Annotated in this window: 10 protein-coding genes; 6 read left to right on the top strand and 4 right to left on the bottom strand. The window is 41.5% G+C overall.

What is annotated here, in order from left to right; all coding sequences use genetic code 11:
* Positions 1-42: 42 nt before the first annotated feature.
* The 3 genes from gorA to yghU form a co-directional block, all read right to left on the bottom strand.
* Entirely contained in the window at positions 43-1,395 is a 1,353-nt protein-coding gene (gorA, locus tag ACX6CI_RS07475) for a glutathione-disulfide reductase (RefSeq protein WP_458778447.1), read from the bottom strand.
* Between the two features lie 294 nt (positions 1,396-1,689).
* Complete coding sequence (locus ACX6CI_RS07470; protein ID WP_458777539.1) at positions 1,690-2,361, bottom strand: glutathione S-transferase family protein; 672 nt, start codon at positions 2,359-2,361, stop codon at positions 1,690-1,692.
* Positions 2,362-2,449: 88 nt separating this feature from the next.
* Entirely contained in the window at positions 2,450-3,307 is an 858-nt protein-coding gene (yghU, locus tag ACX6CI_RS07465; RefSeq protein ID WP_458777538.1) for a glutathione-dependent disulfide-bond oxidoreductase, read from the bottom strand.
* Positions 3,308-3,879: 572 nt separating this feature from the next.
* On the opposite strand from yghU, the gene ACX6CI_RS07460 reads away from it, so the two are divergent.
* Complete coding sequence (locus ACX6CI_RS07460; RefSeq protein WP_458777537.1) at positions 3,880-5,595, top strand: NAD-dependent malic enzyme; 1,716 nt, start codon at positions 3,880-3,882, stop codon at positions 5,593-5,595.
* A gap of 97 nt (positions 5,596-5,692) precedes the next feature.
* On the opposite strand, the gene ACX6CI_RS07455 is transcribed toward ACX6CI_RS07460, so the two are convergent.
* Positions 5,693-5,893: a hypothetical protein gene (locus ACX6CI_RS07455; protein WP_458777536.1), complete on the bottom strand. Its 201-nt coding sequence runs from the start codon at positions 5,891-5,893 to the stop codon at positions 5,693-5,695.
* 384 nt (positions 5,894-6,277) lie between these two features.
* On the opposite strand from ACX6CI_RS07455, the gene ACX6CI_RS07450 reads away from it, so the two are divergent.
* From ACX6CI_RS07450 to ACX6CI_RS07430, 5 genes are all read left to right on the top strand, one after another.
* Positions 6,278-8,041 carry an ABC transporter ATP-binding protein gene (locus ACX6CI_RS07450; protein WP_458777535.1) on the top strand — a complete coding sequence of 588 codons (1,764 nt, stop codon included), beginning with the start codon at positions 6,278-6,280 and terminating at the stop codon, positions 8,039-8,041.
* The gene (locus ACX6CI_RS07445) at positions 8,035-9,819 is read left to right on the top strand and encodes an ABC transporter ATP-binding protein (RefSeq protein ID WP_458777534.1); all 1,785 of its coding nucleotides are present in this window, start codon (positions 8,035-8,037) and stop codon (positions 9,817-9,819) included. The genes ACX6CI_RS07450 and ACX6CI_RS07445 overlap by 7 nt, the downstream gene beginning before the upstream one ends.
* Before the next feature lie 207 nt (positions 9,820-10,026).
* Positions 10,027-12,393, top strand: a complete 2,367-nt coding sequence (locus ACX6CI_RS07440) for a fatty acid cis/trans isomerase (RefSeq protein WP_458777533.1) — start codon at positions 10,027-10,029, stop codon at positions 12,391-12,393.
* A gap of 367 nt (positions 12,394-12,760) precedes the next feature.
* A complete protein-coding gene (locus tag ACX6CI_RS07435) occupies positions 12,761-13,495 on the top strand; it encodes a GntR family transcriptional regulator (protein WP_458777532.1) in 735 nt (244 codons plus the stop codon).
* A gap of 329 nt (positions 13,496-13,824) precedes the next feature.
* Entirely contained in the window at positions 13,825-14,712 is an 888-nt protein-coding gene (locus ACX6CI_RS07430) for a permease (protein ID WP_458777531.1), read from the top strand.
* The last annotated feature ends 39 nt before the right edge of the window (positions 14,713-14,751 follow it).

Here is a 14,751-nt window from a genome sequence, read left to right as displayed (position 1 = left end):
CGGCCAAACAGATATTTGAGCACAGTGTAGTGTGAAAATGAATTAACGCATAGTTACGAATTCTTCAGCACTGGTTGGGTGGATAGCGACACAGCTATCAAAATCCGCCTTAGTTGCTCCCATTTTGATCGCAACCCCAAATCCCTGCAGAATCTCATCCATGGCATAGCCTATACCGTGTAAGCCAACGACCCGTTCTTCTGCTCCTGTACAGATAAGCTTCATTTTAGTCATCTGTCGATGTGACGTCACCGCTGTATACATCGCGGCAAAGCCAGAGGTGTAAATTTTGATATTATCCTGACCATATTTTTCAATAGCTTCTGGTTCTGTTAAGCCAATGGTACCGATGGGAGGATGGCTGAAAACGACTGTCGGAACAGTCTCATAATCCATTTTAGCATCAGGCTTGTTGTTGAATAGACGCTCTGAGAGTTGCCGACCGGTTTTTACTGCAACAGGTGTAAGGTCTACTTTGCCAATGTTGTCTCCAACTGCATAGATACCTTGTGAGGAGGTGTTTTGAAACTCATCTACTCTTATGTATCCCCTTGGGTCTGTTTTGACTCCTGCAGCTTGCAGGTTAATGGTATCTGTTGCAGGTTCTCTTCCAATTGCCCAGATCAGACAATCAACCGTAAGACTAAGCCCGTTCACAAACTCAATATGTATGGTGTTATCGTCATTTTTGCTGACTTTTTCAGGTACTGAGTGAGTGTGCAGTTTTAGACCATCTTCTTTCATCTGCTCCATTAAAAAGTCAACCAATATAGGGTCAAAAGAGCGTAACGGAGATTGTTTGCGTACCACGAGGTGGGTTTCACTCCCTAAGGAATGGAGAACGCCGGCAAGCTCTACAGCAATGTAGCCTGCACCGACGACAGCTACACGTTTTGGCTGTTCTTGCAGTTCAAAAAAACCGTTTGAGTCGATACCCAGTTCTGCACCGGGAATATTCGGTATAGAAGGCCGTCCACCGGTGGCAATAAGGATATGGTTAGCAGTAAGATTCCGGCCATTTACCACAACCGTCTTTTCGTCAACAAATTCAGCAAAGCCGTTAATTACTGTTATCTTGTTACTTGACAAAATTCTATCGTAGGAGTCATGGATTCTTCCTATATAGGCTTGACGGTTTGTAACCAGTGTTTTCCAGTCAAACCTATTCAAGGTAAGATCAAATCCATAGTCTGCGGCATATTTTCCTATCATTTCAGCAATCTGGGCGCCATACCACATGGCTTTTTTTGGTACGCAACCAACGTTTACGCAGGTGCCCCCAACCTGATTTGCCTCGATCAAGGCAACCTTCTGGCCATACATTGCAGCCCGATTGGCCGATGCAATACCACCACTACCGGCACCAATACAAATATAGTCAAAATGTTCCACTATGTGTCCTCAGCCCAAAATAGAAAATGTATTCAGGCAATTAAAGTTTTTATGATTTTGTAAGTATCTGTCTGAGTATCATGAAAGCACTGCAACTTAACAGGCATTATAGTAATTAAGGCCTGCTAAAAGTACGTGCCTCATCTTCGCCACCTACTAATGGTTTCCTGTACATGTTGTACCATCAAAAATAATTACTGTAAACGGGGGCGAGCACATCTGTTTTTCCATATATATTCCTCTCTACAACGTATAGCGATAAAGGGGATGGAGTGGTCCTTAGTACAAGACTACAGCTTATTGGTTTTGTGGAAAAAGCGCCTTGCGCGATTCTTCATCGTCTTCAGTTTTGAAATCAATATTTGCGCCAACATTACGTGCGCGCTCAGCTGCGGGGCGAGAATCTATACTGCTAAACCAGCGACTAAGGTTAGGGTAGTCACTTGCCAATGTATCGGGTCCTAGTACAAACTGTGCGAATTTAACCCAGCCCCATGCGGAAATATCTACAATGGAATAGTTGTTACCAACAAAAAAATCTTTTCCGGTGATATGATCTTCTAAAATTTGATAGTGACGCTTTGCCTCAAACACATAGCGGTTGATTGCATACGGAATTTTTTCAGGGGCAGCGTGCTGAAAATGTACCGCTTGTCCAGAGTAAGGTCCTAGTCCAGTTCCTATGAACATAAGCCACGATAGTATTTGGCCTCGATCTTCTTTTTTGCCAGCAAATTTCCCTGTCTTTTCTGACAGGTACATAAGAATGGCAGTAGAATCAAATACGTTTTCACCATTATCGCTTATAGCAGGCAGTTTTCCGTTAGGATTGATTTGTCTAAATTCAGGACTATGTTGCTCTCCTTTTTTTGTATCTATAGGTATGAGCTCGTAAGCAAGTTCGGCTTCTTCTAAAAAAAGTGCTACCTTCATTGGATTTGGCGTAGGGTGAAAATAAAATTTTAACATTTTGTATCCTTGAAATAGTTTTGTTGGTCATTAAATGTGTCAGTAAAACAATTAAATAATGCCAATTATTGATGTTGTATCGACGTTCTTATTTTTTAAGGGCGAGAACCTTTGTTATATCTGAAGCAGTGTTTCGATCACGTACCCTTTCCCATGGTTCTCCCCAGGTGCGGTTAACTATTCTTCCACGCTGTACCGCAGGGCGAGCTGATATCTCTGCTGCCCAGCGAGTAACATGTTTATAGCTGCTCACATCGAGGAATTCTGCAGCGTTATACAAAACACCATTTACTAAATTTCCATACCAGGGCCATGTTGCTATATCTGCGATTGTATATTCGGAGCCAGCAAGGTAATTATTTAAAGATAGTTGTTTATCCAGCACATCAAGTTGACGTTTTATTTCCATGCTGAAGCGGTTGATTGGATATTCAAATTTTTCTGGTGCATATGCGTAAAAATGACCGAAGCCACCGCCCAGATATGGGGCTGAACCTTGTAGCCAGAATAACCAATTAAGAACTGCAGTACGTTCTTGAGTGATTCCAGGGATGAAGTGCCCAAATTTTTCAGCAAGGTATAAAAGTATTGATCCAGACTCAAATACAGGAACATGGGGCTCCGACGATACATCGAGTAAAACAGGAATCTTTGAGTTTGGGTTTAGTCCAACAAAACCTGAAGAAAACTGATCCCCCTCACCGATATCAATTAGAAATGCATCATATTCAGCACCAATTACTTCTAGTGCTAACAACTCTTCGAGCATTATTGTCACTTTTTGACCGTTAGGGGTGCCCATGGAATAGAGCTGTATTGGGTTTTTGCCAATTGGGAGAGATTTCTCATGTGTTGCACCTGAGATCGGGCGATTTATATTTGCCCAGGTTCCACCGTTTTTACTGTCTTCGGACCATACTTTGGGCGGGACATATTGATTTTTCATTATTTTTCCTATTACAAAAAAGTTGATGTACAAAAAAAATCCAAACTAAGCCTGTTTCAGCTTCTTGAATGTTTATTCAAGATAGGTCTTGGAAGTGTTGGTGTCAATTATTACTTGAGCGTTTGCTCAAGATAGTGTTTGGGAAAAAATGAATATTTTTTGATGTTAGCTGAAACGTGCCTGTTGACTACCCAAGAAGGGATAAGTGTACAGAAGCTGAGATAAGAAAACTTTTGGCGGAAGCTAATAGGAAGCCATCAAAGAATACACGATCCGAAGATGCGCGGAAGATCGTTTGTAACCCGTTTTGGTGTCGGGCTACAATTTCGGATATAGAGGGTGGGTCGAAAATCCCTTGTAAGCGAGCAAAAAAATATGGTTTATATATCTACTCAATCGGTTTGTTTTTGCCGTTGAATCGGTTCAACGACATTCAAGAGATTGAGAAACTCAATGAAACATCTGTTTTCGAGTCTGTATTAACCTGATCGCGTTAATGGAAATCGGTGAAGATCTAATTGCCGGCAATATCTGCCGTTAAGTCTATAGCTATAAATGTTAGAGGAAAATGTATGTCAATTGAAAAGTATTTGAAGTGGAAAGATGTTGACGGAAATGAATTCAGGCCGGTTTCTCTTGTTGGTATAGATTTGTTGAACGATAGAATTTTAAATAAAGGTACCGCATTTAGCAAAGAGGAACGCGAGGCATTTCATCTCGATGGACTGGTTCCACCAAGGGTACAGACCCTCGAAGCTCAGTTAGAAAGGGTGTATGAAGGATATACGAATATTTCTGATAACATTCAGAAATATATTTTTCTCAGGTCGCTTCAAGATCGTAATGAAACACTATTTTACGCTCTGGTTGCCGAGCATGTAGAAGAAATGGCTCCAATTATTTATACACCGACAGTAGCCCAAGCTTGTCAGGAGTTTAGTACCCGATATCAAAAGCCTAGAGGAATGTATATTACCCCGACAAATGTTGAGAATATGGAGGATATGGTGCATCATTTTCCTTCTAAGGAAATTAAAATAATTGTCGTAACAGATAGTCAGGGGATTCTGGGAATTGGAGATTTAGGGGTAGGGGGGATGGGTGTACCAATTGGTAAACTGTCCCTCTATACCCTGGGAGCAGGTATTCATCCAGCGAGCTGCCTGCCAATTGCTCTTGATATTGGGACCAATAATGACGATCTCTTAAACGACCCTAAATATCTGGGAATACAGCAAAAACGTATGTCTGGTGTTGAGTATGAGCAATTCATAGAGAAATTTATCGCTCAGGTTAAACGTCACTTCCCCAATGCGCTCATTCAATGGGAGGATTTTAGTAAATCGAACGCCTTTAATAATTTGCATAAGTATGTTGATGAAATGCCATCTTTTAATGATGATATTCAGGGGACAGGATCCGTTGTTCTTGCTGGTATTCTTAATGGTGTGAAAATCAAAAATGAACAATTAACAGATCAGATCTTTCTCGTCTATGGAGCCGGAGCAGGTGGAGTTGGCGTTGCAGACCAGATTTGTGCAGGACTTGTAAGGGAAGGGTTAACCGTCAAACAAGCCCAGAGAAAGATATATATTATGGATTCCCAGGGACTGGTGTTTGAAGACAGACCAAATCTTGAAGAGTACAAAAAACCGTATGCGAAATATGCGTCTATTACTTCTACCTGGGACCTGAAAGAAAAAGGGAGAGCTTCACTCACGGAAGTCATAAATAATGTAAAAGTTACCGTTCTCCTGGGTACAAGCGGAGTTGGGTCTTCTTTTAAAGAAGAACACATTGTCAAAATGCTCAGTTACACCGAACGACCGATAATATTTCCTTTATCCAACCCCATCAGCAGTTGCGAAGCACTGCCAGAAGATCTGTATAAGTGGAGCAGTGGCCAGGCAATCGTTGCCACAGGGAGTCAGTTTGATGATGTGAACTATAAAGGGAAAGTCTTTCGAGTCGGGCAGGGAAACAATGTGTTTATTTTTCCTGGGGTCGGCCTTGCTGCTATTTTGAGCAAAACACAAACTGTAACTCTTAATATGTTTACTACTGCGTCGTATGCTCTTGCGGGTTGTGCTGCGCAAGAAGACCTTGATGCTGGCATCGTTTTTCCAAGAATTAGAGATTTGCAGAAAATATCTCTTCACGTTGCTATTGAGGTGTTAAAAGAAATAATCAAGGATGAGCCAGAGCATGAACTACATACAAAGAATTTGTCAGAGTATGTGGAAGCGTGTATGTGGAAACCAACTTATCTTCCTTATCGAAGAGTTTGATGATGGTTGATAGATGATTTGTCAGATAAGCTGAGTGAAGATGGGCCGATTGGAGGTCCATCTAACATTCAAGTGACAATTGGCTTCATTTAATTTTTTAAGCGCTGGTATGGATTTTGTCATATAGCAGTTGGACTTTCTGCGCAATTTCTTCTGCTAACTCGCAGCAACCTGCTATACTTTTGCCTTCCTCCCACTGGAGGTGAAGACCATCCCCATTCGACGTGTTACCTATATATATCCATGCTCCTTTAACTATCTCTACCTCTATTTCATCATCGCTCTTTATTGTAATCATATCACCCCGTCATCTTGAATAAATTATGGTTATCGTTAATTGCCTATATGTGACGCCTCAGCCCTGTGTATAAACAATCATACCTCTAACATGCTACAAGAAATCCAACGCCAGCGACAATGATCAAACGGTTATGCAGGAACAGGTTTACATAAAATCGTGTATTGGCAAAGCGCTGAATAAAGATACAAATGGGCACGCTGAAACCAGGGAAGTCGTTGAACATGAATTGTCAAAATATAGAAACCAATATCTTTTAGTTGACTATAAAGGATATTGGAGTTTTTGTGGAACATGAATACGTCCCCAGAACACAACTTTTCTCAGTAATAGGATATCTCAAAGCCTTCTGTGGTATTGAGCATCCACCAAAGAAGGAATCCCATGAATAAAAGGCAGTTTATTGCGTATTGTCTGCGCTTGAATCGTAGGTCATATATGCTTGCAGTTGTTCTGGTTTTTATTGTGAACTGGCTGCAAGTTGAAATTCCACGCTATATTCAGCTGGCCATCGATCTGATTGATGATGCCTCCACGGTTGGTCATGACCAGCTCACAATGTATATTGGTGTGGTTGTGGCAATGTCCGTTACTATGGTTGTTGTTCGTATCTTCTCCCGTATTTATGCGCTCAATCCCGGCCGGATAACAGAAGCTACTTTAAAAAATGATCTGTTAAAAAAGCTTAACCGTCTGCCAAACAATTTTCATGAAAAGTTTGCCTCGGGAAAACTCATCTCAATTATTAATAATGATCTGACTGGTGTTCGACTACTGTTTGGTGCCGGTTTTTTACAATTTACTAATGTATTGTTTGCCCTTTCATTAACGCCAATATGGATGTGGCGAATTTCGCCAGAGCTGACGCTCTATTCAGCTATTCCAATTGCAGTGGCCTTTGTCATTTTTCGTATAGGTTTTAAGCGCATGAAAAAACTTCAGACAGAGCATTTGCGTCGTTTGCAGGATCTGTCTGCTCAATTGATGAATTTTTTATCTGGCATCGATATGATTAAAAATCAGCAGATGTCTCCTTGGGTTAAGGCGGAAACTGAAAAGCTCAACCAACTTTTACTGCGTTGCAGAATGAAGATTACCCGTATCCAAACCTTTATTATTCCCGTACTGGACTATGCCAACAATCTGATGAAAATTCTGATTCTCGGGTTAGGTGGGTATCTGCTTTTGAAGCAGGAGATGACGCTTGGCGAGATTACGGCTTTTCTTTCATATTCGGTATTGCTTGCATTGCCGCTCATGCAGTTAGGTCGCATAGCGACTTTTTATCAGCGTGGCATAGTCAGTATTGAGAGTGTGCAGACGATTTTGAATTCAGAGATTCCGCAACTGGATTACACGCATCTTTCTAAGGATGAAGCGGATGAGTTGAGGGGAGCGACCCTTTCGGTACGCAATTTGAGTTTTAGCTATAAAGGTGATGATCGGCTCATTCTAAAGAATATCAGTTTTGATATTCCTGCTGGTAAAAAAATTGGTGCCCTGGGTAGTATTGGTGCGGGTAAGACAACCCTGGTTAATTGTCTGAATCATCACCTCGATGTACCGGAGGGTACTGTTTTTCTCGGTGATAAGGATATTACTACCTTTTCCCGTAACCAATTGCGTCGTTATATAAAAACGGTGACACAGGATCCGTATTTATTTTCAGCTAGTGTGGAAGAGAATATCCGATTTGGCACTGGCGATCGAGATACTAAAAAATCCCAGATTGATGAGGTTCTTCAGCTCAGTCAGCTGGCAGGTGATGTTTCCCGTTTTGAAAAAGGTGATCAGACCCTTGTGGGTGAAAAGGGTATCATGCTTTCAGGTGGCCAGAAACAGCGGTTAAGTATCGCCCGTGCTCTACTTAAACCAAGTGATTTTATTATCATGGATGATGTACTTTCTGCTGTTGATTATGAGACCGAACGTAAAATTCTTGATGGTTTGTTTACACGACTCAAAAATCAGTCTGCTTTGGTGGTCTCGCACCGTGTCAGCGCCCTTGAGTATATGGATGAGATTATTGTGCTCAATGAGGGCGAACTTATCGCTAAAGGTTCCCATGAAACTCTTCTGAAAACGTGCCCTTACTACTATGAAACCTGGCAGTTACAGCAGAATGACACGGAGGCCGACGCATGTTAAAGGCTGTTGATCTCCATTACTTAAAAAACTTTTTTAGTTTCGCTCGAAAATACAGAAGCTCAGCAACACTTGGCATCGCCATGTTGCCGTTTTCTGTTATGACGAGTCTGCTGTTTCCGTGGTTGATTATTCAGGTGATTGATGTTCATCTCGTTCAAAGGAATGTGAATGAATTATGGTTGTATATTTTCTATCTGGTTGTTGTGCTGGTTATCAATTATATCGTTGATGCCACGTATTCTTACAATTTGCGAAAAACCGGTCAGCACACCATTACCGATATGCGATCTGCCCTATTTGCGCGGGTGTTGAAGTTACCTCGCAGTTATTTTGATAACACTCCGACGGGTGTCACTCTGTCTCGCTTAACAAGTGATCTGGAAACCATTGGCGAGACGTTTATTCAGTCGATAGTTGGACTTGTAAAAGACTCAATAAACACCGTTGCTCTGCTCACGATGATGATGTTTATAAATTGGAAGCTGACACTGATTGTTTTGCTTGTCATGCCGCCGGTTATGTATCTTACGGTGCATATACGTAATCGCCTCAGGGCCATGTATAGGATCACACGGTCTACTTTGGCCCGGGGGAGCGGATTTTTACAGGAAGCCTTACTTGGTGTGAAAACGGTTCAGCTGTATCGTGCCGAAGAACAGGTTGAACGCAGATATAAAGGCTTTACAGATGAATTCTTAAAAGCCCAAATGAAGGCAAATAAATACGATGCAATTCTGTTTGCATTTATTTCCGGGGTTACATCGATAACTATAGCGTTGCTCATCTGGTACGGTTCCGGGCAGGTGATAGAGCAAGCATTAACACTGGGCGTGTTGATTGCTTTTATTAATACGCTGGAAAAAGTCTTTGTTCCAATACGAGATTTTACATCGCAAATCGCAGCTATCCAAAGTTCATTTGCCGCTTTTGAACATATCGAAGAACTGTTTGTGGAGCCCATGGAAGAAGATGGCAGGGCCTTGCAACCATCGCATAAAGTTGCTCCGTTGTTGAAAGAATTTAACAGTCTGGAGTTTAAAAATGTAAGTTTTCGTTATAACGCAGGTCTTCCCTATGTGCTGAAAAACGTTTCATTTCTTCTGGAAAAAGGTCATCAGATAGCCCTGGTTGGCTCAACTGGTTCAGGTAAGTCTACTATTGCACGTCTCATCTCAAAAACATATCAGGACTACGAAGGCAGTATTCTTTTAAATGGCATAGAACTGTCTGAAATCTCAATTGACGATTCTATTCATCTGTTTTCTATGATGATGCAGGACGTTTATTTATTTGAAGAAAGTGTACAGTTCAACATTGCTCTTGGAAAACCTGAAATTTCACTGGCCTTGGTTGAAGAGGCTGCACGCTATGTATATGCAGACAACTTTATTGAACAATTGCCTGGAGGATATGGTTTTCGTTTGGATAAAAACGGTACCAATCTGTCTGTTGGCCAGACGCAGTTGATTTCCTTTGCCCGCGCTGTAGCTCAGGGTGGACAGGTTATGATCTTAGATGAAGCCACGAGTTCGGTTGATTCTATTACAGAGAACCTGATTCAGAAAGCTATGCAGCGTCTGTTTACGGAAAAGACTGTTATTGCCATTGCTCATCGACTGAGCACCATCCGCCATTCGGATTCAATTCTTGTGCTGGAAAAAGGGGAAATTGTTGAACGAGGAAAACACGATGAGCTGCTAACCCGTAACGGTATTTACGCTGCATTATTGAATGAATCCATGAGCGAGATATCTGACGAGTTACCTTTATCGCTCTAACCAGGATATTGATTTTTTACCGTACGCTTCAGAAAAAAGGCCTAGTCCTGGGAGTTGTCCGTCCAGGATTATGGATAGACAAGGCCAAACTAACGATTTCTAATGGTTTTTTAGAGACTGGTGTTTTCTCATAGGCTATAGTTCTTCATCTACTATTTTTAGCATAAATATTTTTCCTGGAATCTTTTAGAACAAGAGGTGAAGATTATGAAAATCTTTTTCTACCTGGTAATAACACTCTCATTATTACTCTCAGGTTGTGCAAGCCCGCCACCACCGCAGGTGCCGGCCTATAGTTTCGTCCCACCAACAAAACAGCTTGATTATCTTAATGAGGTGCAACCAGTTCTGGTCAAAAGGTGTGTGGTCTGCCATTCATGTTACAATTCTCCCTGCCAGCTTAAGCTAAGCTCATGGGAAGGTTTGGATAGAGGAGCAAGTAAGGAGAGTATTTACAATGCTTCCCGACTCAAAACCATGGAACCCAGCCGCCTCTTTATTGATGCTGAATCTACGTCTGATTGGAGGAAAAAAGGCTTTTACAGTGTAACTCAGAACGGTGAACAGAGTTACGATGAATCTATCATGTATATGTTAGTTGACCATAAACGACTCTCTCCAAAAGTAGAAGGAGAATATTTCTCCGAAGCGAGCGATCTTACCTGCAGTGAAAGTAGTGCTGAAGTAGGGAAGTACCTCAAAAAACACCCAAATAACGGTATGCCTTTCGGTTTTCCTCCCTTAAAAAATGATGAATTTAACACTGTTGTAGGATGGCTGAGTCAAGGTGCTCAGGGCCCCACTCCGGAACAGCAAGTGGCGCTTAAGGCGATACCTGAAAGTGACCAGATCATGGTTAATAAATGGGAAGCCTTTTTTAACAAAACTGACGCAAAGCATAAGATGACCGCAAGATATCTGTATGATCATCTTTTTTTAGCTCACCTGGATTTTAAGACAGGCAGTAATGAGTTTTATGAAATCGTCAGGTCAACGACAGGGCCAGGGCAAAAGATTGATATAATACCTTCAATACGACCATATGATGATCCGGGTACTGATACGTTTTTCTACAGATTTCGTAAAATTCACTCTACAATAGTTCATAAAACACACATGGTTTTTCCGCTGGATAATAAGCAGTACAAACGATTCGTCGAACTGTTTATAACACCAGAGTGGGAGGACAAACCTCATATTGTGAGTTATGACCCCATTCTCAGTGCAAACCCTTTCAAGGCTTATGAACAAATTCCTGCAAAAAGTCGTTACCAGTGGTTACTCGACAATGCTCACTATGTTATTATGACCTTTATTCGGGGACCTGTCTGCAAAGGGCAGGTGGCACTCAATGTAATAAATGATCATTTCTGGATTATGTTTATGGATCCGGAGTCCGATCTCTCTGTAAAATATCCCGGTTTTCTTAAATTACAGGCTGATAACCTGGTAATGCCAGGCCAGATTGGCAGTGATTATAAAATATATAATGTTGTTCTAAAGAACACCGAGTATAAGCGAGCTATTGATTTTTACAAAGCTAGGCAACAATTCTATGGCGCACTTTACCCTAAAGGCATGGATAAAGATGTGATCTGGAAGGGGAATAAACCTGAAGATAGTCCACTACTCACTGTCTTCAGACATTTCGATAGTGCTTCTGTACATAAAGGTGTTCTCGGGAATCTCCCTAAGACAGCCTGGGTTGTAGATTATCCTCTTTTTGAACGTATTTACTATGCACTTGTAGCTGGTTTCGACGTGTATGGTACAGCCGGACACCAACTTGCTACACGCCTATATATGGATGCACTTCGAATTGAGGGGGAGAGTTATTTCCTTGATTTTATTCCACCGGAACAGCGTAAACCAATGATGGAGTCCTGGTATAAAGGCACATCTTTCAAGGCTCTCAACTACAGTCCAGCACCAATTCCTAATGGTACACTATTTGAGACTGAAGATCCTAAGAGAGAGTTCATCAAAAATATAGTTACAAACCATATTAAGGTGACAGGAATTGGTTTTGACGACAACTACTTGGTAGCTGGAGAGCCGTACCCCTCTATTCCTGAAAAGTTTGAAACATTTCCTGACTTCATTACAGGTTTACAGGCGACTTCCGCTCCCGGTGTTTCCTTTTTCCGACATGTTGCCAGCCATAATGCCAATGTCGCATGGATTCGGATTAAAAATGTGCCTGGCCAAGGAGATAGAGTTATTTCAGCTGTTGTTGACAGGTGGCATGAGAACGTTAAATTCCTCTTTAAAGAGGCCAAGTATCTCAACCCCGAAAAAGATAAAGTAGACTTTATTAAAGGGTTCGTCGGTTCTTACCCAAACTATTTCTTTGAAGTGGATTTAAAGGATCTTCCTGACTTCCTTGAACTGCTAGACACCTATACACCTACTCCAGAAAACATACAGAGACTGGACAAGTATGGGGTGAATCGTGCGCAGGATAATTTTTGGGATGTATATGATTGGTTCCAAAACGCTTTTTATGAGTCTGACAGGACTAACTCTGGCCTTATAGACCTCAATAGATATTACTACTACGCACTAGAACAGTAGATACAACTATATCCTACCAACATTATCGACAGGCCATCTGCTAAGATGGCCTGTCGATTTTTTCTGCTCCAGCCTTTCTCTTTTATGGCCAATTATAAGTTATAAAAAATGACTTAAGGTTAGTAGTAAGTGCATAACACTGAGTTAGAAATTTGGCAGATAAGCTCGTCTAAAGAAAAACCATATCGATTGATATAATATCGTCTACCTAGGCTATATCCTTATAAAAGTGTAATTAATTAAAAAAAAGGTTGAACATAGCATCGCTAATTGGTATGTATAGATGTATAGACATCAAGACATCCAGTTGTCGTGGTGGTTATCTAGTTAAACGTCATTAGTTACAAAAGGTGAGATTAGAAAAGTTATGATCAACACAAGGGGTATTCCCCGATATATTCAGGCAAGAGAACGACTTACCGATCAGATCAAATCTGGTGAACTTCAGTCAGGTGAAAAGTTACCACCGGAAAAGATATTGGCAGAACAATTCGGTGTCTCTCGTATGACAATCCGCAAAAGTTTAGATGAACTCGTTGATGCGGGTCTTATTTATCGGAGACATGGCATAGGAACATTTGTCAGTCAATCTACGTTTGAGCGAGATCATACTCATTTGACAGATTTTTTTTCAACTTGCATACTCGAAGGCAGAAAACCGGAGTCAAAACTCATAACTAAGGAATTGTCCCTAGCAAATGAAAAGTGCGCCAAAGCTCTAAATATTAACATTGCCGAGCAGGTGATTCGACTGACCACCCTGCGTTCAGTAGATGCAGTTCCTATCACCTATCATGATGCCTATATACCAGCAAAGCTTTTTCCGTCACTGGTATCCGCCCCTATTGAATCAATAGACCTTAAAAATCAGCATGTCTGGCAGATGATAGAGAAGATGGGTTTTACCATGGCGAATGTGGTTGAAAGAGTAGAAGCGCAAATTGCTCATGAATGGCTAGTTGAATACCTGAAGGTCAGTATTGGAAGTCCTATACTTTATGGCGAGAGGGTTCTTTATTCAGATGAAGGAACACCACTTAAATATGCAGAGTGCTTTAATCGGGGGGATATGTATTCTTTATCTGTCGTGCTGGTGAGATAAGTTTTAGGGAAGGGTAGAGGAACGAAAAAAGCCAGACATTACTGTCTGGCTCGGGGTGAGAAAACGTACATCAAGTAACTTTGCGGCAACAAAGAGCTTGATATCAAAACATCTGCCTGTATAGGCAGATGTAAAGAAGAAACACGTTCGCTCTTCTGCATTAAATCAACCAATATAGTCCGTGTCAAGGATAAGGAGGTGCATTAGACATTTTCACTGTCAATCTAAGTTGCCATAATACTAGAAGGTTGGGGTGGTTCTATTTGCTAGGAAATATGCGAAACCCATCCAGCTGATAATAAATACAATTTAGTTACACGGGGTGAAGTATGGAGTTGGTGAGTTTATTTGTAGCATTTGGTGGTGGTCTCTTTGGTGCAGCAATCGGTGCACTTGGAGCATTTGTAATGTTAGGTTTCCTTATAATGCTTGGTGTCGCAGCTCAAGCAACTGGAGGCGATTTGATAGGAATTTCTTTGGGAGCAGCCTTTGGTCCTCATGTCGGAGGTTTTGCATCTGGTATCGCTGCTGCTGCCTATGCCGGCCATAAAGGCAAAATTGATTCAGGTCGAGACATTGTGTCTGCACTCATGGGAGTTAATAGTACAGACGTATTGCTGGTTGGAGGGATTTTTGGGATTTTTGGTTATGTCGTTCAATATGGCTACAACATTATCTTAGGGGGTTGGACTGATACTGTAGCCCTTACAGTTGTCACATCTGCTATAGTTGCAAGGCTCATCTGGGGTAACGGTCTTTTTGGAAAGGTTGCCGAAGGTAACAGTCGTTACTCTCCAAATGAAGGAACCGAATGGCTTCCATGGCAATCAAGCTTTTCGCAACGTGCGGTGATTGGTCTCGGAGCAGGTATCCTTTCTGCTTACATCGCTATAGAACTTGGTGCTGAAAATGGTGGTGTTCTTCTTGGTTTTGCAATTTCAGCTGTCAGTCTTACGCTGCTGGGACTAGGCGTTCTCGTTCCGGTTACTCATCATATTACGCTGGTAGGAGCAGTGGCCGCTATAACCTCCGGTTCGGTAATTTGGGGTGGAATTTTCGGTGTTGTTGCAGGTGTGATTGCGGAATACATCTCAAATACGTTCAATACACATGGAGACACCCATATTGACCCACCAGCAATGACAATCGTTGCACTCACCACTGTAGTTATAGTGTTTGGGAAAATAGGAATATTTGGAATAGCTCTACCGTTTTAGTGACTTAGAAAAGAGTTTTGTTTATCAAGAAACTCATTT

The organism is Desulforhopalus glucosivorans (assembly GCF_054397165.1).
This window is presented reverse-complemented; position numbering and strand designations above follow the sequence as displayed.

Coding starts and splice junctions, on each gene's coding strand:
- ACX6CI_RS07445 (WP_458777534.1), top strand. CDS start 8,035: ATGTTAAAGGCTGTTGATCTCCATTACTTAAAAAACTTTTTTAGTTTC.
- yghU (WP_458777538.1), bottom strand. CDS start 3,307: ATGAAAAATCAATATGTCCCGCCCAAAGTATGGTCCGAAGACAGTAAA.
- ACX6CI_RS07440 (WP_458777533.1), top strand. CDS start 10,027: ATGAAAATCTTTTTCTACCTGGTAATAACACTCTCATTATTACTCTCA.
- ACX6CI_RS07430 (WP_458777531.1), top strand. CDS start 13,825: ATGGAGTTGGTGAGTTTATTTGTAGCATTTGGTGGTGGTCTCTTTGGT.
- ACX6CI_RS07455 (WP_458777536.1), bottom strand. CDS start 5,893: ATGATTACAATAAAGAGCGATGATGAAATAGAGGTAGAGATAGTTAAA.
- ACX6CI_RS07450 (WP_458777535.1), top strand. CDS start 6,278: ATGAATAAAAGGCAGTTTATTGCGTATTGTCTGCGCTTGAATCGTAGG.
- ACX6CI_RS07435 (WP_458777532.1), top strand. CDS start 12,761: ATGATCAACACAAGGGGTATTCCCCGATATATTCAGGCAAGAGAACGA.
- ACX6CI_RS07470 (WP_458777539.1), bottom strand. CDS start 2,361: ATGTTAAAATTTTATTTTCACCCTACGCCAAATCCAATGAAGGTAGCA.
- ACX6CI_RS07460 (WP_458777537.1), top strand. CDS start 3,880: ATGTCAATTGAAAAGTATTTGAAGTGGAAAGATGTTGACGGAAATGAA.